This window comes from Maribacter arenosus, assembly GCF_014610845.1.
GTDB lineage: Bacteria > Bacteroidota > Bacteroidia > Flavobacteriales > Flavobacteriaceae > Maribacter_A > Maribacter_A arenosus.
The window spans coordinates 549,278-566,176 of the sequence record NZ_JABTCG010000002.1 but is presented as its reverse complement, the minus strand read 5'-3'; the positions used below and the strand labels follow the sequence as shown (position 1 = coordinate 566,176).

At 43.9% G+C, this 16,899-nt stretch carries 12 protein-coding genes; 9 read left to right on the top strand and 3 right to left on the bottom strand.

Annotated elements, in window-relative coordinates:
• Nucleotides 1–130: 130 nt before the first annotated feature.
• Complete coding sequence (locus HPE63_RS07600) at nucleotides 131–697, top strand: peptidylprolyl isomerase (RefSeq protein ID WP_188313652.1); 567 nt, start codon at nucleotides 131–133, stop codon at nucleotides 695–697.
• Between the two features lie 28 nt (nucleotides 698–725).
• On the opposite strand, the gene HPE63_RS07595 is transcribed toward HPE63_RS07600, so the two are convergent.
• On the bottom strand, nucleotides 726–3,887 hold the full coding sequence (locus HPE63_RS07595) for a WD40/YVTN/BNR-like repeat-containing protein (RefSeq protein ID WP_188313651.1): 3,162 nt from the start codon (nucleotides 3,885–3,887) through the stop codon (nucleotides 726–728).
• A gap of 166 nt (nucleotides 3,888–4,053) precedes the next feature.
• Between HPE63_RS07595 and HPE63_RS07590 the strand changes: the two genes are divergently transcribed.
• Both HPE63_RS07590 and HPE63_RS07585 read left to right on the top strand, forming a co-directional pair.
• Entirely contained in the window at nucleotides 4,054–5,346 is a 1,293-nt protein-coding gene (locus HPE63_RS07590; RefSeq protein ID WP_188313650.1) for an aminopeptidase P family protein, read from the top strand.
• A gap of 412 nt (nucleotides 5,347–5,758) precedes the next feature.
• Nucleotides 5,759–6,496, top strand: a complete 738-nt coding sequence (locus tag HPE63_RS07585) for an ion transporter (RefSeq protein WP_188313649.1) — start codon at nucleotides 5,759–5,761, stop codon at nucleotides 6,494–6,496.
• A gap of 1,141 nt (nucleotides 6,497–7,637) precedes the next feature.
• Here the strand turns inward: HPE63_RS07585 and HPE63_RS07580 are convergent.
• Nucleotides 7,638–8,531: an SDR family oxidoreductase gene (locus HPE63_RS07580; protein WP_188313648.1), complete on the bottom strand. Its 894-nt coding sequence runs from the start codon at nucleotides 8,529–8,531 to the stop codon at nucleotides 7,638–7,640.
• 1,355 nt (nucleotides 8,532–9,886) lie between these two features.
• Between HPE63_RS07580 and HPE63_RS07575 the strand changes: the two genes are divergently transcribed.
• Together HPE63_RS07575 and HPE63_RS07570 are read left to right on the top strand one after the other, a co-directional pair.
• Complete coding sequence (locus HPE63_RS07575) at nucleotides 9,887–10,177, top strand: DUF2188 domain-containing protein (protein WP_188313647.1); 291 nt, start codon at nucleotides 9,887–9,889, stop codon at nucleotides 10,175–10,177.
• Between the two features lie 210 nt (nucleotides 10,178–10,387).
• Entirely contained in the window at nucleotides 10,388–11,695 is a 1,308-nt protein-coding gene (locus HPE63_RS07570; RefSeq protein WP_317172907.1) for a cyclic 2,3-diphosphoglycerate synthase, read from the top strand.
• An 810-nt stretch (nucleotides 11,696–12,505) separates the two neighbouring features.
• On the opposite strand, the gene HPE63_RS07565 is transcribed toward HPE63_RS07570, so the two are convergent.
• A complete protein-coding gene (locus HPE63_RS07565; protein ID WP_188313645.1) occupies nucleotides 12,506–12,985 on the bottom strand; it encodes a hypothetical protein in 480 nt (159 codons plus the stop codon).
• 836 nt (nucleotides 12,986–13,821) lie between these two features.
• Between HPE63_RS07565 and HPE63_RS07560 the strand changes: the two genes are divergently transcribed.
• Genes HPE63_RS07560 through HPE63_RS07545 form a run of 4 tightly spaced genes read left to right on the top strand, consistent with a single transcriptional unit; the run spans nucleotide 13,822 to nucleotide 16,896 of the window.
• The gene (locus HPE63_RS07560) at nucleotides 13,822–14,379 is read left to right on the top strand and encodes a hypothetical protein (protein ID WP_188313644.1); all 558 of its coding nucleotides are present in this window, start codon (nucleotides 13,822–13,824) and stop codon (nucleotides 14,377–14,379) included.
• Nucleotides 14,379–15,023 (top strand): DNA methyltransferase, encoded by a 645-nt coding sequence (locus tag HPE63_RS07555; RefSeq protein WP_223198081.1) that lies wholly within the window; start codon nucleotides 14,379–14,381, stop codon nucleotides 15,021–15,023. Before HPE63_RS07560 ends, HPE63_RS07555 begins: the two co-directional genes overlap by 1 nt.
• The gene (locus HPE63_RS07550) at nucleotides 15,010–16,506 is read left to right on the top strand and encodes an Eco57I restriction-modification methylase domain-containing protein (protein ID WP_188313643.1); all 1,497 of its coding nucleotides are present in this window, start codon (nucleotides 15,010–15,012) and stop codon (nucleotides 16,504–16,506) included. Before HPE63_RS07555 ends, HPE63_RS07550 begins: the two co-directional genes overlap by 14 nt.
• Nucleotides 16,507–16,524: 18 nt before the next feature.
• Nucleotides 16,525–16,896: a hypothetical protein gene (locus HPE63_RS07545; RefSeq protein WP_188313642.1), complete on the top strand. Its 372-nt coding sequence runs from the start codon at nucleotides 16,525–16,527 to the stop codon at nucleotides 16,894–16,896.
• Nucleotides 16,897–16,899: the final 3 nt, after the last annotated feature.

Here is a 16,899-nt window from a genome sequence, read left to right as displayed (position 1 = left end):
AATACACGATAACCAACTTAAATCAGGGAGAGGGGCTAAATCAATTTAGCCCCTTTTTTTTGTCATTCCGCACTGGGAAGGCTACCCAAACACCCCTCTTTTCTTTATCTTAGCACAAAGATCTTGGCTTATGTCTAAATTGTTGTTTCCCCTCTTGTTCGTACTGTCAACATGTGCAAGGCAGAACTATGAAGTCGCCCAGATAAAAACGCCCCAAGGCGAAATCTTGATTTGGTTGTATGAGGAAACCCCGAACCATAAACAAAGCTTTTTACAATTGGCCAAGGAAGGCTATTGGGATTCGTTGACCTTCAATAGGGTCATCCCCGATTTTGTGGCCCAAGGCGGGTGTCCCGATACCCCGGAAGGGTTTACCGACCCCGAATATTTATTGAAACCGGAGTTCAACGACGACTTGGTACACGACTATGGGGCCGTAGGTGCCGGAAGGGATAATAACCCGGACAAGCTCTCCGCCCGTTGCCAATTTTATATTGTACAGCATAAAGAGGGGGTGCATCGCCTGGATGGGGATTATACCATTTTCGGCAAGGTCATCAAGGGCATGGAGGTCGTCGATGCCATCGTGAACTCCCCTAGGGATTCTATGGATGCCCCCTTAACGCCTATCCCTATGGATATCGATATCGTTCGCATGAACGCTGCCGAACTTCAGGAATATGCCGTAATCAAATAGTTTTTTTATACTAAAACTTTTTCCCTAATTACGATTTGATTTTTTTATCCGTCTGGATCTGCAACTTGCTCTTTTTCAATTGGGCGTTCAACCGTTTCACTTCCACCTTCATGAATTTTTCAAAGCGCTCATTAACGTTTTCCAAACGGGTATTGAAAATGGCCTGCACCTCCCGTTGTTGGTCCGTCGGTTTAAAATCCACCCCATTGGCCCCGATATCACTGGCCAAGGCACTAAGTCGGCCATACAGTTTCATGGGTGCCCTAAAGGCATCTTCCCGTGCCCCGGTCAAATGGATGTCATACAAGGCCCCGGCTATGTTCTGGGCCATGGCCCGCAATGCTGTCGCATGTTGTATATCGTTTTCCTGCTTCAGGCTGGGAATAATGTCATTCAGCTCTGACCGTATGCCTTCAATATCATTGATCATGGTCACGGCCAGGTTCATGGCATCCCGCAATTCCAACGAAAAAGCCACCTGCTCCTTGATATCTTCCAACGAGCCTTCTGAGGTAGGGTCCTTTAATACCTCCACCTCACGCACATATTCTTCCTCCCCTATACGAAGCTTCACTTTATAGGTGTCGGGAACGGCCCGCGGCCCGAATTGCCCACGCCAAAGATCCAAATCCCAGGTGACCAAGGGGCGCCAACCTTCCCCATTGAGCTGTACCCAAGGCCTTCCGGGAGGGGTGGACTGTAATCGGGGTTTATAGGTAGGTTCGTACCGCAGATCCCATTGGGTCCGGTGTATGCCCTTATCATTTTCCCCTTTTAAGGTCCTGATGATGGTATTGTTGGCATCCATGATCTGTATTTCTACCTTTTGATCGGTGCTATCTTTCAAATAATAGTTGATTCCAGCCCCATAGGCCGGATTTCGTCCTGAATTGTTGCTGGGCCCATCGGTCTTTATGCTTTGTTTGTCATGAAAACGGTAGGTGGGTCGTACACTGAACAAATGGGCTTTTTTATCCTTGGCATCCAGATCGAATTCCCGCAAGGGTGAAATATCATCCAGAATGTAATACCCCCTTCCATAGGTACCCACGACCAGATCATCAAAACGTTCCTGAATTTCGAGCCAATACACGGGCGCGGGCGGCAGGTTGTTGCGAAGGCGCATCCAATGTGCCCCATCGTCGTGGCTGATGTAGATCCCATTGTCCACTCCGGCATAGAGCATGCCTTCCCGCTTGGGATCTTCCTTGACCACATGTACGAAACTGTGTACGGATTTCGGGATACCACCACTGATCAACGTCCAATTTTGCCCGTAATCACTGGTCTTATAAATATAGGGATCAAAGCTGCCCATCTGGTGCAAATCCACACTGATATAGGCGGTTCCTTTTTTATACCGAGAGGTTTCTATGTTGGATATGGTCCCCCATTTCGGGAGATCCGGAATATTTTCGGTCACGTTGGTCCAAGTTGCCCCTCCGTCCCGGGTCAGCTGTACCTGTCCGTCATTGCTTCCCGTCCATAGAAGTCCGGCTTCCAAGGGCGATTCCACAATAGCGAACAAGGTGGAGCCGTCAAAGGTCATCAGGTTATCCACGGCAATGCCTCCGGAACTCTGTTGGTGCGATTTGTCGTTCAGGGTAAGGTCGGGACTGATCACCTGCCAACTTTGCCCATTATCATCGCTTTTATGTACAAATTGACTCCCCACATACACCCGATGTTTTACATGGGGCGAAAAGGCCAGTGGAAAATTCCAATGCCAGCGGTATTTTAGATCGGCCGGGGCCCAACCGTACCCCGCTTCGGGCCAAACCCGAACGTCTCGGGCATGTCCCGTTTTGGCATTGTAGCGTTCGAGTCCACCATCATAGCAGCCCGACCATACGATATCATTATCAAACGGATCGGGTTGGGCAAAGCCACTTTCACAACCCCCGACCCCTTTCCAAAGACCAATCGGTATATAACCTTGCAGGCTATTGCTCGGCCCCTTATAGGAATACCCATCCTGTCGGTTGCCATAGACATTATAGGGCACTTGGTCATCGACGGCCACATGGTACATTTGGGCAATGGGGAGCACTATGCGTTGAAAGGTTTCGCCATGGTTAAGACTAATGCTCGCCCCCCCATCATGGGCCACCATGATCCTATCCGCATTGGTAGGGTCGACCCATATATCATGGTTGTCGCCTCCCGCTTTATAGCCGCCTTTGATCGTTTTACCCCCATCTTTGGAGGTGCTGAACTTCACATTGGCAAAATACACCTCGTCGGGATCATCGGTAGAAACCGCCATACGGGTATAGTAGGGGGCCCGTTCGTTAATATCGTGATTGCGGGTCTGTAGTGTCCAGGTATCCCCAAAATCCTCGGAACGGTAGAGGGCCGGACTATCGATTTCAAAAAGGGCGTAGACCACTTCAGGGTTGGAATGTGAAATGGAAACCCCGGTTTTCCCCACGGGATTGTCCTTGCCGCCGGGCAATCCTTTTTTCGAAAGGGCCTCCCATGTATCGCCCCCATCCAAAGAGCGGTAGATGCCACCCCCAGGTCCCCCGCTGTTCAAGCCCCAAGTATTGATATGTATCGACCAAAGTCCCGCTAAAAGGCGATCGGGATTTTTAGGGTCCAGGGCAATGTCGGCCGCCCCGGTGTTTTCATCGATAAAGAGGATCCGTTTCCAACTTTTACCCCCGTCGGTGGTTTTGTATACCCCTCGGTCTTGTTGGGGTGCGTAGGTATGGCCTAAGGCGGCGGCATAGACGATATCGGGATTCGTCGGGTGAACGATGACCCGGCCGATACGCCCGGTCTTTTCAAGGCCCATGTTCTTCCAAGTCTTTCCGGCATCCTCCGATTTATAGATCCCGTCTCCCATGGCATGGGCAGGGCGGATCACAAAGGTCTCCCCCGTACCCACCCAAACGATATCGGGATTGGTAGGGGTGATGGCCACCGAACCCACGGAGGATACTTCTTGGGCATCGAAAATCGAATTCCAACTGACACCCCCATCGTCGGTTTTCCATAGGCCTCCTGAGGCAGCGCCAATATAGTTGACCATGGGGTCCCCGGGGACGCCCGCAATAGCGATGGTACGGTTGCCTTCGGGCCCGATAAAGCGGAATTTCAAATTGTTGAATACCTCGGCATCGGTCTGTGCATGGTTGAGGTTGGAAAGTAAAAGGAAAAGGCAAACGAAGCGTAAAATTGATTTCATATGGATAAACTAAACGGAATACATCCCGGAATTGAATAAAATGTAGGCGGCGTTCAATGCTTGGGGATAAAAGGGGCAATTTTTTGGTTGGACTAAGATAATTAATTTTATAAACCGGCACTTTCCCTATCGTAATTATTAAATTTATGGTCTAAAACCTTTCCACATGAAATACGAACCCATCAGCAGTAAACTTTTTATAAAAAACCGTAAGAAATTCATGGACCGGATGATCTCATCCAGCATTGCGGTCTTCAATTCCAACGATGTATATCCCATAAGTGCCGATAGTACCATGCCCTTTGAGCAACATCGGGATCTCTTTTACCTGAGTGGGGCCGACCAAGAGGAGACCATTTTACTGCTGTTCCCGGATGCTGTGGAAAAGAAGCACAAAGAAATCCTTTTTGTTCGGGAGACCAACGACCATATCGCCGTATGGGAAGGCGAAAAACTGACGAAGGAAAAGGCCACGGAAATCTCCGGAATTGAAACCGTGTATTGGTTGCAGGAGTTCGACAAGGTGTTTTTTGGCCTGATGACCGAGGCCGAAACCATTTATTTCAATACGAACGAGCATTACCGCCAGTCGGTGGTCACCCAAACCCGGGAAGACCGGTTTATTCGCGATTGCAAGGTAAAATTCCCCGCCCATAAGGTAGCCAAGAGCAATCCCATTTTGCACGACCTTCGTGGGGTAAAGGAACCGGAGGAAATCGATGTGATGCAACACGCCTGTAATATCACCGAAAAGGGATTCCGAAGGCTGTTGGGTTTTGTAAAACCCGGTGTTTGGGAATATGAGATCGAGGCCGAACTCTTGCACGAATTTATCCGTAATCGCTCCAAAGGGTTTGCCTATACCCCGATCATCGCCTCGGGGGCCAATGCCAATGTGCTGCATTATATCGAGAACAACCAACAATGTAAAAAAGGGGAACTGCTGTTGATGGATGTGGCGGCCGAATACGCCAACTACTCCAGCGACCTTACCCGAACCATTCCCGTGAGCGGGCGGTTCACCGACCGCCAAAAGCAAGTATACCAATCGGTATTGCGGGTGAAGAACGAAGCGACAAAATTGTTGGTCCCCGGTACCGATTGGGCCGAATACCATAAGGAAGTGGGCAAGATGATGACTTCGGAACTGTTGGGCTTGGGCTTATTGGACAAGGCCGACGTAAAAAACGAGAACAAGGATTGGCCGGCCTATAAAAAATACTTTATGCATGGTACCAGTCACCATATCGGGTTGGACACCCATGATTACGGGGCCTTAAAAACACCCATGAAGGCGAATATGGTCTTTACCGTGGAGCCGGGTATTTACATTCCCGAAGAGGGTATGGGCATCCGGTTGGAAGATGATGTGGTCATCCAGAAAAAAGGGGAGCCTTTTAATTTGATGAAGAACATCCCGATAGAGATCGAGGAGATCGAGGATCTTATGAGTAAATAGTTGATAGTTGTTGGTTGATGGATTTCAGATATCAGATGTCAGGGTTCAGAAGTTAGAGGTCAGAATTTTGACGTCACCCAAAGCACACTTGTCTAGCGTAATTTTAGTGAAGGTAGGGTCGAAGGGCAAGATACTTGACGAAATTCAGAATTGTCTACTGCAAACACTTGTTGACCAAGTCTTGCAATAACAAACTTTCGACTTTCGACTTTTGACTTTCGACTTTGAACAAGAAACCAGAAACAAGAAACCCTAAACCAGATGTCAGATGTCAGAGTTCAGACTCGGAAAATCACCCTGTGCGCACGTGTCTACCGTAACTTTAATGAAGGTAGGGTCGAAGGGCTGATTGTGAAATAGATGCAATTACATTTGTATATTAGCGGATAAACCTCTGTTTAATATAAAGCAAATGAAACAAAAAATATGGTCAATAATTGAGGATAACACCACATTAGAAGGAAGAATTTTCGATTATTTTATACAAGTTTTAATTTTACTTTCACTGATAGCTTTTTCATTAGAAACTTTACCAAATAATTCTGAAAGGACCATAAATTTTCTGAATGCATTTGAAGTAGTTTGCGTAATTGTATTTACAATAGAATACGTTTTGAGAATATATGTTTCAAAACATCCATTTAAGTATATTTTCAGTTTTTATGGGATTATAGATTTATTGGCAATATTCCCTTTTTATCTCCAAGCGGCTGTAGATCTGAGGGGTTTAAGGGCCTTTAGGGTTTTTAGGATTTTCAGGGCCCTAAAACTTGTAAGGTACAACAGAGCACTCCAGCGCATTCATTTAGCGGTTAAAATCATCAAAGAAGAAATTGTACTTTTTTTCATTATCACTTTAATTCTTATCTACCTCACATCATGTGGGATTTACTTTTTTGAAAATGAGGCGCAACCTGAATTATTCTCATCTATTTTCCATAGTCTTTGGTGGTCCATAGTCACCCTAACAACGGTGGGTTATGGGGATGTATATCCAATAACCGCAGGAGGGAAGATTTTTACATTTGTGGTATTGATCATAGGCGTAGGAATTGTTACTGTTCCTGCAGGATTGGCGGCTTCGGCTTTATCAAAAGCAAGAGAGATAGAACAGGAAAATTTCGATCTTAAGAATCAATCAAAAAAGTAAATCGAACTTTGGTAAAAAGTCGAAGAAATGAATTCGATGAGCTCCCGCAGTTAACTTATCGCCATCCTAATGTTTCTATAGGTCGTCTTCGCAAGGCACTAAGCGATCTTATGGGTATTGGTAACCAAAGCGAGTGATTTTTCATTTAGCTCACGCTATTTTTGTTTTAGAAAAAGAGTTCGTGAATCTTCGATTTCTTTGCTCGCCCAAAGAAACCGAAAAAAACCTGCCTGCCGGCAGGCAGGGAAAAGGCGCCTTATCCGAGGCATTTTTTCTTTTCCCAAAAGAAAAACCGTGTCTGAAACTCCGCGTCGTTGCGTACCGCACCTCCTGTTATCGGAGCTTTCAAACCCTATGCTGCGGATAAGGGACGACTCCATGGAACTTATTGCCATCCTAATGTTTCTATAGGTCGTCTCCGCAAGGCACTAAGCGATCTCAATGGGATTAGTGACCAGAATCTAGAAACCAGAAATCAGATTTCAGAGATCAGAGATAAGAGTTCAGATGTCAGACTTCAAACTTCGTACTTAATACCCTATACTTTGTACTAAATACATCAAACTCCAAACTCCAAACTCCAAACTCCAAACTCCAACCTTCAACTTTCCAACTTTCCAACGTTCCAACTTTCGACATTTGACTTACATCAACCAGAAACAAGAAACCCTAAACCAGATGTCTGATGTCAGACTTCAGATGTCAGACTTCAAACTACGTACTTAATTCTCTATACTTTGTACTAAATACATCAAACTCCAAACTCCAACCTTCAACTTTCCAACGTTCCAACGTTCCAACTTTTGACTTACATCAACCAGAAACCAGAAACCAGAAACCAGAAACCAGAAATCAGAGATCAGAGGTCAGAGATAAGAGTTCAGATGTCAGACTTCAAACTACGTACTTAATACTCTATACTTTGTACTAAATACATCAAACTCCAACCTTCAACTTTCCAACGTTCCAACGTTCCAACTTTTGACTTACATCAACCAGAAACCAGAAACCAGAAACCAGAAACCTTAAACCAGAGATCAGAGATCAGAGATAAGAGTTCAGATGTCAGACTTCAAACTTCTTACTTAATACTCCAAACTCACTGTGTGCTGTTGTTTTCGCCTATCAATCAAAAATAGGATTACCCTTTTGCGAAATCACTCACAGAGATCAAGGGTAGTTGAAATAGGGCATTAGCGGGTTCCATATTGATTTCACTGCCTTTCGCTACATTCAACATAAGGGAGGCGAAGGATGCACTTAAGGGGTCTTCAGCCGCATCCCTTTGTGCTTTCAGGGCTGCTTCGGGAACAAATTCGAGTTCAAATTTCCTTCCTTGGAGTGTCTCGAAAATTTTCACGACTTCGAGGGGACTCAAGGCCTCTGGCCCCCCTAGGTCAATACGTTTGTTCATGGCCTTGGGGTTATCCAAGGCGGCTACGGCAAATGACGCAACGTCTTTTAACGATATCCAGGAAACCCGGTTCTTCCCGTCCCCATAGATGGTGACTTTGCCGTTGGCAGTATCAAAACCCAAGGCCGGACCAAGCCATACTTCCATAAAACAGGTGGGGAGTAAAACGGTATAGTTCAATCCACTTGCTTCGAGATGTTGCTCTACCTTGCGTTTGGCCGTCTGTAAGGGAAATTCACCCAACATGGTACAGAACGATACATATACGAATTGACCGATACCGGCACCCACCGCAGCATCGATCAAATTAATTTGCCCATCGTCATCCACGGCTTGGATGGAATCCCCTTCCTGTCGGGACAACGTTGAGGAAACGGTGGAAATAACGGACGTAACCCCGGACAGGGCAGTACGTAATGACGCCTTATCTTTTAAATCACCTACTGTGGTTTCAACCCCTAATTCCTTTAAATGGGCCACTTTTGTTGGGTCGGAACTGGCGCGCACTAAACCCTTTACCTTCTTATTCTTTTGCCGTAATTGACGGCAGATTTCACTGCCTAAAAATCCCGTAGCACCAGCTACAAGTACTGTCGATGAAGCATTGTTTGAACTGTTCATATCCGATGATTTAGTTGTTTTACATTGTGATGTCTACACCGAGTCCTTTGGGAACACCAAATAAAAGTGGGGAGGCCTGGGTGCTAATTGCGGAGGAAACATTAAGATATTAAAAAAACCATTAGTATGCAATATGCTTGGGATAGAATTCAGAGGTCAGATATCAGAGGTCAGAATTGGGATGTCACCCTGTGCGCACTTGTCTACCGTAACTTTAGTGAAGGTAGGGTCGAAGGGTTGTAGGTGAAATAGTTGATAGTTGAAAGTTGTTGGTTGATGGATTTCAGAAGTCAGATATTTGTCATTCCAGCCCTGCCTGTGTCTTCGCGAGGCACGAAGCGATCTCATGGGTATTTGTAACTAAGGCGATTTGTTTTTCATTTAGCTCACGCTGTTTTTATTTTAGAAGAGGAGTTCGTGAATCTTCGATTTAGCTCACGCTATTATTATTTTGAAAGAGGAGTTCGTGAATCTTCATTTTCTTTGCTCGCCCAAAGAAACCGACGAAGGAGGTTCACGAATACCTTAAAACACACAATATGACATGAGTAAAACGAAAAAAACCTGCCTGTGTCTTCGCGAGGCACGAAGCGATCTCATGGGTATTTGTAACTAAGGCGATTTATTTTTCATTTAGCTCACGCTGTTTTTATTTTAGAAAAGGAGTTCGTGAATCTTCATTTTCTTTGCTCGCCCAAAACAAACCGACGAAGGAGGTTCACGAATACCTTAAAACACACAATATGACATGAGTAAAACGAAAAAAACCTGCCTGCCGGCAGGCAGGGAAAAGGCGCCTTATCCGAGGCATTTTTTCTTTTTTCCAAAAGAAAAACCGCGTCTGAAACTCCGCGTCGCAGCCTACCGCAGCTCCTGTTATCGGAGCTTTCAAACCCTATGCTGCGGATAAGGGACGACTCCATGGAACTTATTGCCATCCTAATGTTTCTATAGGTCGTCTTCGCAAGGCACTAAGCGATCTCAATGGGATTAGTGACCAGAAACCAGAAACCATCAACCAGAAACGAGTTTTCAGATGTCAGACCTCAGACTTCAGACTTCGTACTTAATACTTCGTACTCTATACTTAATACTTAATACTTTGAACCAGAAACCATCAACCGTGCCCCTTCTTCCGTCTTCAGTCAACGTTCCAAACTTCAACTTTCCAACTATCGACTATCGACTTTCGACTTTCCAACTTTTGACTTTCGACTTTGAACCAGAAACCAGATGTCAGATTTCAGTGATCAGTAGGCGGAATTCGCTTGATTTTTTTAGAACTTTGTACCTTGTGTCTGAAACCCGCAACCAGAAACCTTAAACCAGAAACCCGGAACCTAAGAAACCGCACCATGCCCAAAACCAACCCCTCCAAATCTTGGATCACCGTTTTGATCGAATTGGTAGAAGTCTTTTTTAAAAGTTCACGTCAAAGCAAACAAGGTAGAACATGGCACCAACACGTGGTACCCTATGAGAACGATTGGGCCGTGCGGCGCGAAGGCAATAAACGCATCACCTCGAAACACCGACGCCAAGATACCGCCATTCGGAAAGCAAAACGCCTGGCCCGGAAATACAAGGCCGATGTGATCATCCATAGGGAAGATGGTACCATACGCGACCGTATCAACTATGATTAGACTGTTTTTCCGAACGTTCGGATAGGATTTTAAATCCGACAAAACCCATATGATTTCCCGAATCCCATGAGGTGATATTAATCATTTCAAATACGGAATTCCCCGAATATCTTCGCACATAGTAGATAAACCTAAAACGTATTCCATATGAAGAAAAAAAGAGTTCTGATCATGGGCGCTGCCGGCCGTGATTTCCACAACTTCAATACGGTGTATCGGGATAACGAAGCTTACGATGTCGTGGCTTTTACGGCAACACAGATCCCGAATATTTTAAATCGTAAATACCCCGCCTCCCTCGCCGGGAAAAACTATCCCAAGGGCATCCCGATCTATGACGAGAAAGACCTTGAAAAACTCATCGATACCTTAAAAGTCGAGGATGTTGTTTTTTCCTATTCCGATGTCTCTTACGAATACCTGATGCATAAAAGCGCCATGGTCAATACCGCCGGGGCTAATTTTGTGTTGCTGGGCACGAAAGCGACGTCCATCAAAAGCACCAAACCGCTGATCAGTATCGGGGCGACCCGCACCGGCTGTGGCAAGAGTCAGACCGCAAGGCGATTGATCGAGATCCTCATCGAAAAAGGCCTGAAAGTCGTGGCCATCCGTCATCCGATGCCTTATGGCGACTTGGAAGCACAGAAGGTACAACGGTATGCCAGTCTCGAGGACCTCGAGAAATACGAGTGTACTATCGAGGAAATGGAGGAATACGAACCCCATATCGTTCGGGGCAATGTCATTTATGCGGGCGTCGATTACGAAGCGATCCTTCGCGCCGCTGAAAATGATCCCGACGGTTGCGATATCATCGTTTGGGACGGAGGAAACAATGATTTTCCATTTTACACCCCTGACTTGCACATTACCGTGACCGACCCGCATCGACCGGGTCATGGACTGTTGTATTATCCGGGGGAGATCACCTTGAGAATGTCCGATGTGGTGATCATCAATAAGATCGATAGCGCCCCTCCCGAAGGTATTTCCGAGATCCGTAAAACGCTTGCCGAAATAGTACCACGTGCCATGGTCATCGAAGCGGCCTCACCGATCAGTGTAGCCGATCCCGCGATGATCCGAAACAAAAAAGTGTTGGTGGTCGAAGACGGTCCCACCCTAACCCACGGAGGGATGAAAATCGGGGCCGGAACCTTGGCTGCGGAAAAATACGGTGCTGCCGAGCTGGTAGATCCACGACCGTTCCTGGTAGGGCAACTGAAGGATACCTTCCGTGCCTATCCTGGCATCGGGACCTTATTACCGGCCATGGGCTATGGTAAGGACCAACTGCGTGACTTAGAAGCGACCATCAATGGTAGTGATTGTGATGCCGTAATCATCGGTACGCCCATAGACCTGAATCGGGTAATCGATATCAAAAAACCGAGCACAAGGGTCTTTTATGACCTTCAATCTATTGGGAAACCGAGCCTTTCGACGGCTATAGCGGAATTTTTGGTGAAGCATGGTATTGGGATCGGGAAAAGCAGGAAAGGGCAGCTTGTTTAATTAGGACGAGCCCATACGCTGGTTAATGGGGTATGAGGTACGAAGTGCGGACTGATAATCGTCTTCGCGAGGGACGAAGCGCTCTCAATGGGTAATGGTAAATAAGGCGATTAATTTTTCATTTCTTTTGCCCACCCAAAAGAAACGAAGCAAACCTGCCTGCCGGCAGGCAGGGAAAAGGTGCCTTATCCGAGGCATTTTTTCTTTTTCCAAAAGAAAAACCGTGTCTGAAACTCCGCGTCGCTGTGTACAGCAGCTCCTGTTTTCGGAGCTTTCAAACCCTATGCTGCGGATAAGGGACCTCTCCATGTAAGGTATTGCCATCCTTATGTTTATTTGGGTCGTCTTGGTGAGGTTAGAAGCCTGCCGACCGTAGGTGTGGAGGGGAATGAATTCCGCTTCAGCGGAAGAAAGGGGAGGTCGATTTTCAACCCATCTACTTTATGTGGAACAAAGCTTTTTGGTATTCCCTATTTATAACTCCCCGCCTTGGATGGAGCCTGCCGACTGTAGGTGGGGACGGGAAAGGATTCCGCATCAAGTACGAATGACAAAACGAATGGCGTACGTCTTCGCGAGGCACGAAGCGCTCTCATGGGGATTAGTGAACAGAAACCGGTTTTCGGTTTTCAGATGTCAGAGGTCAGATAACAGATTTCAGATTTCGGATTGCAGATATCAGAAGTCAGATAACAGATTTCAGAACTTTCAACTACCAACCTTCAACTTTCGACTTTCCAACTTTCGACTTTCGACTTTGAACCAGAAACTTGAAACCAGGAACCTGAAACTTCTTACTTAATACTTCTTCTATTTCACCCAAAACCAACCATGGCTTCCGGCGACGGCCCCGGCGGTGGTGATCAAACTCAGGATCAATAAGATCCAATGGGCGCGATGCATGATCTTAAAGGACCGCGTAGGGTTTTCGTTCCCGTATTTTCTGTAGAGTTTATGCAGTACCAGGGGTTCTAGGATAAATAAAACGATGGTAAACAAGATCCAGACCAAGGTCATGGCATGGATCCACCAGAAGGTATAGTCCAGATATCGGTTCCAGGCATCGAGCACATACAGCATATAAAACCCGGAAAGCCCGGTCAATACCGTGGTAATTTTAGCCTGAAGGGCAAACCGACCTTCGATCTGTTCAAAGGTCTTTAATTGCTCTTCTTTAGAGGTCATCTTTTTTACGGCCGGGATGATCACGGTGGTGACCATCGCCACCCCGCCGATCCATAATACAACGGCGACGATATGAATGACCCTTGCCAAGGTAAAATACTCCATGGGTAATATTATTTTGCCTAAAATTAGTGTAAAAAGTTGTTGAAACCCCCATTCCGTACCCTGATCCGCACAAAACGGAATTCAGATATCAGATTTCAGAAACTTGAAACCAGAAACTTGAAACCAGTTTTCAGACATCAGACTTCGTACTCTATACTTCGTACTCCAAACTCCAAACTCCAAACTTCGTACTTAATACTTAGTACTCCAAACTTCGTACTTAATACTTAGTACTCTATACTTAATACTTCATACTTTAAACCATCAACCATTACCCTTCTTCAGTCAATGTTCCAACCTTCAACTTTCAACTTTCGACTTTCGACTTTGAACCAGAAACTTGAAACCAGAAACCAGGAACCTGAAACTTCAAACTTCTTACATCTTACGTCTTACCTCCCATATGTTAAAAACCAAAAAATCCTTTTTTGTGTCGAATTATTTTCTATCTTTAATATATCGTATTCAGGGTGCCGTTATTAAGTTAAGGGCTGAGAGTCAAACCTGCTGATTTATTGGATAATACCAGTAAAAAAATACGATACCAAAGGGAATGTTAAATGAGTAAAACCATTTTCATTCCCTTTGTCTATTTCAGCCCTTTTGGGTACCATACCGCCCATAGACACAGGCGTTTTTTTATGGCCTTACCTAGTCTCGGTTTTCGGTCGTATTTCTATGATTTGTATCGGATTTATTAGGTCTGTTCAATTAGATAGGAAAGTGTTTTATCAGGAACATTTTAATGGTTAACTTTAACGGGAAATTACTTATTACTTGAAAGTTTCCCTTTTAATTTTTTATTAAGCGGGATTGTTTTTTAAACAAGAAAATAAATGCCAGAATGCACGGAATGTGGTGCCTACACCAAATTCAATAATGGACTCTGCACAAATTGTTACCAAAAAGAAAACGGAAACCCTTGGGTTTCTGGTGTAATCAAAGGTAGAATTGCAGAAACCATTGTAGAACAACTTTTTATCTCACTAGGTTTTCAGGTTTTCAAATATGGGATGGAGAACTCCATACCAGGTATCTCAGATTTATTGAAAGGGGTTCGAGGCGATGTTTCCAAAAACATTCGTCAAATGCCAGACTTTGTTGTCTTTAAGGACAGTCAAGCTCACTTTATCGAGGTCAAATTCCGTAAAAGTGGTTGCTTGAAATTATCGGACATTGATACATACGGCGCTTATCCGTTCGAAAATGCGCTTTTTGTATTGCTCTCTCAAAAACACATTAAGTGTATTTCTTATAAAGAACTCAAAGAAGGCAAAGAAATTCATGAAAAATGCAGAAATTGGTTGGGCAGCAGAAAAGAATTTGAAACCGATAAAGATTTGATTATAGATTATTGTAGATATGCCATCAAGTTTTTTGAAAATGTAGAATAGTGAGCCAAGTAAAATCTAAAAAACGAGTGACTGACCATGGTGAGGTTTTTACTTCTGAAAGAGAAGTGAACGCAATGCTTGACTTGGTGAAACAAGAAACTGAACGAATAGACTCACGGTTTTTAGAGCCTGCCTGTGGTAATGGAAATTTTCTAGTGGAGGTACTCAGAAGAAAACTTTCCATTGTTGAGGCTAAGTACAAAAAGAGCCAATTAGAATTTGAGCGTTACGCTGTAGTTGCCATTTCCAGTATTTATGGCGTTGATATTTTAGATGATAACGCACGAGAGTGCAGAGAACGCCTGTTCAAAATCTTTAATGAGCAATACACCAGACTTTACAAAGCTAAATGCAAAGAGGATTGCAGAACTTCCGTACGGTTTTTATTAAATAGAAATATTCTTTGGGGCGATGCGTTAGATTTTACAAACCCTGAAACAAAAAAACCTATTGTTTTTTCAGAATGGTCAGCTATCAATGGTAGTATGCTAAAAAGACGTGACTATGTATTCAAATTTTTGGTTGAGCAAACACACCAATTTTCCATGTTTAACGATGAAGGCAATGCAGGCGCAATAGATGAACCTATAAAAGATTACCCTTTAATGCACTTTTTAAAACTGGCAGACTATGTTGCAGATTAACTATAACCCAGACGTCCTATCTTGTCTTGCCAATTTGAGCAATGACGAGGTTTTTACGCCCCCTAAATTGGTTAACGAGATTTTGGACTTGCTTCCGCAGGAATTATTTCAAAGTAAGGAAACCACTTTTTTAGACCCAGTAACCAAATCAGGAGTGTTTTTACGTGAAATTGCCAAAAGACTAAATGACGGACTCAAAGACCAAATCCCAGACCAACAAGAACGGGTAAATCACATTTTTACCAAACAGGTATTTGGTATTGCTATCACCGAACTTACTTCACTTTTAGCAAGAAGAAGTACCTATTGCTCAAAAAAAGCAAATGGAGAATTTTCCGTTACCACTGCCTTTGCAACGGAACAGGGAAAAATAAAATATGACCGGTTGCAGCATACTTGGCAAAACGGCAAATGTACCTACTGCGGGGCAAGCGAAGAAGTGTACAGCAGAACAGAAGATTTAGAAACCTACGCTTATCAATTTATCCATACAGATAAGCCACAAAATATATTCAATATGAAGTTCGATGTAATTATCGGGAACCCGCCTTATCAATTAAATGATGGAGGCGGTACTGGATCTAGCGCAAAGCCAATATACCAGCATTTTATTGAACAAGCAAAACGTCTTAAGCCACGATATTTGTCAATGATTATTCCAGCTAGATGGTATTCAGGTGGCAAGGGTTTAGATAGTTTTCGTAATGAAATGCTTCAGGACAGAAGTATAAAAGAACTTGTTGATTACGTTGATTCACGGGAGTGTTTTCCAGGAGTGGATATCGCGGGTGGTATTTGTTATTTTTTGTGGGACAGTGGGTATAATGGCATGTGTAAAGTTATTACAGTGCGAAAAGGTGAAAAATTAGAATCTGTTAGATACCTTAATGAATTTGATACTTTCGTGCGAGATAACATAGCCGTTGGTGTCATTCATAAGGTCAAGAGTCAAAATACTAAATTTTTAAATTCCCTTGTCTCTAGCAGGATGCCATTTGGTCTTAATTCCAAAGTACGCCCATCAAAAAAAGGTGAATTAGAATTAATTTCCAGTGGAGGTAGGGGTAAAATTTCAAAATCCGCTATAACCTCTGGAAAACAATACGTTGACAAATGGAAAGTTTTACTCTCAAAAGCTTCAAACGATCATGGTGGTCAGCCTGATAAGGAGGGTAAACGCAGAATCTTCTCGAGAATAGAAGTTATGCCACCTGGCACGGTATGTACTGAATCTTATTTAGTAGTCGGCGCATATTCATCTGAAATGGAGGCAATCAATTTGACAGAATATTTGAAGACCAAATTTTGTAGATTCTTGGTTTCAACAATACTTCTAACGCAAAACATTACTAAAAGTAAGTTCATATTTGTTCCAGACTTAAACATGCAACAAAAATGGACTGACGATCACCTCAATATTAAGTATAATTTAAGTAAAGATGAAATTAACTTTATCGAGACTGTAATTAGGGAAATGAATTAATCTTTAAATTATTATAACATGTACAAACAATCCTTTGGGTCCAAAAAGCAAATTATATTCAATTCAGAAGGAGAATTCTATGAGTTCCTAGGCTATCTAACAAAAAATGACGGAACAACAGTTTTAGTATGGGAATTCAATGATAAATCTGGAGCTTGGGCTCAAGAGGGAAGAATTTTATTTTTTTCTCAACCGCAAAACTTAAGAGCTGATCTTTCACAGACCGCCGGAGTAGGAAGAATCGTTTCTAGAGTAAACTGTAATGAATTTATTGAAAATCTCAAACAAAACCATTCATTCGTTCTTGGTGAGATCCAAGATGTTGCAGCAGTTAGAAATACAGTTCCTCAACAATTTTTGGGAGATTTTGACAATGGTCGTCAGTTATAATTT

Excerpts from the sequence above, each read along its gene's own strand:
- HPE63_RS07600 (WP_188313652.1), top strand. The coding sequence starts at position 131 with ATGTCTAAATTGTTGTTTCCCCTCTTGTTCGTACTGTCAACATGTGCA.
- HPE63_RS07595 (WP_188313651.1), bottom strand. The coding sequence starts at position 3,887 with ATGAAATCAATTTTACGCTTCGTTTGCCTTTTCCTTTTACTTTCCAAC.
- HPE63_RS07590 (WP_188313650.1), top strand. The coding sequence starts at position 4,054 with ATGAAATACGAACCCATCAGCAGTAAACTTTTTATAAAAAACCGTAAG.
- HPE63_RS07585 (WP_188313649.1), top strand. The coding sequence starts at position 5,759 with ATGAAACAAAAAATATGGTCAATAATTGAGGATAACACCACATTAGAA.
- HPE63_RS07580 (WP_188313648.1), bottom strand. The coding sequence starts at position 8,531 with ATGAACAGTTCAAACAATGCTTCATCGACAGTACTTGTAGCTGGTGCT.
- HPE63_RS07575 (WP_188313647.1), top strand. The coding sequence starts at position 9,887 with ATGCCCAAAACCAACCCCTCCAAATCTTGGATCACCGTTTTGATCGAA.
- HPE63_RS07565 (WP_188313645.1), bottom strand. The coding sequence starts at position 12,985 with ATGGAGTATTTTACCTTGGCAAGGGTCATTCATATCGTCGCCGTTGTA.
- HPE63_RS07560 (WP_188313644.1), top strand. The coding sequence starts at position 13,822 with ATGCCAGAATGCACGGAATGTGGTGCCTACACCAAATTCAATAATGGA.
- HPE63_RS07550 (WP_188313643.1), top strand. The coding sequence starts at position 15,010 with ATGTTGCAGATTAACTATAACCCAGACGTCCTATCTTGTCTTGCCAAT.
- HPE63_RS07545 (WP_188313642.1), top strand. The coding sequence starts at position 16,525 with ATGTACAAACAATCCTTTGGGTCCAAAAAGCAAATTATATTCAATTCA.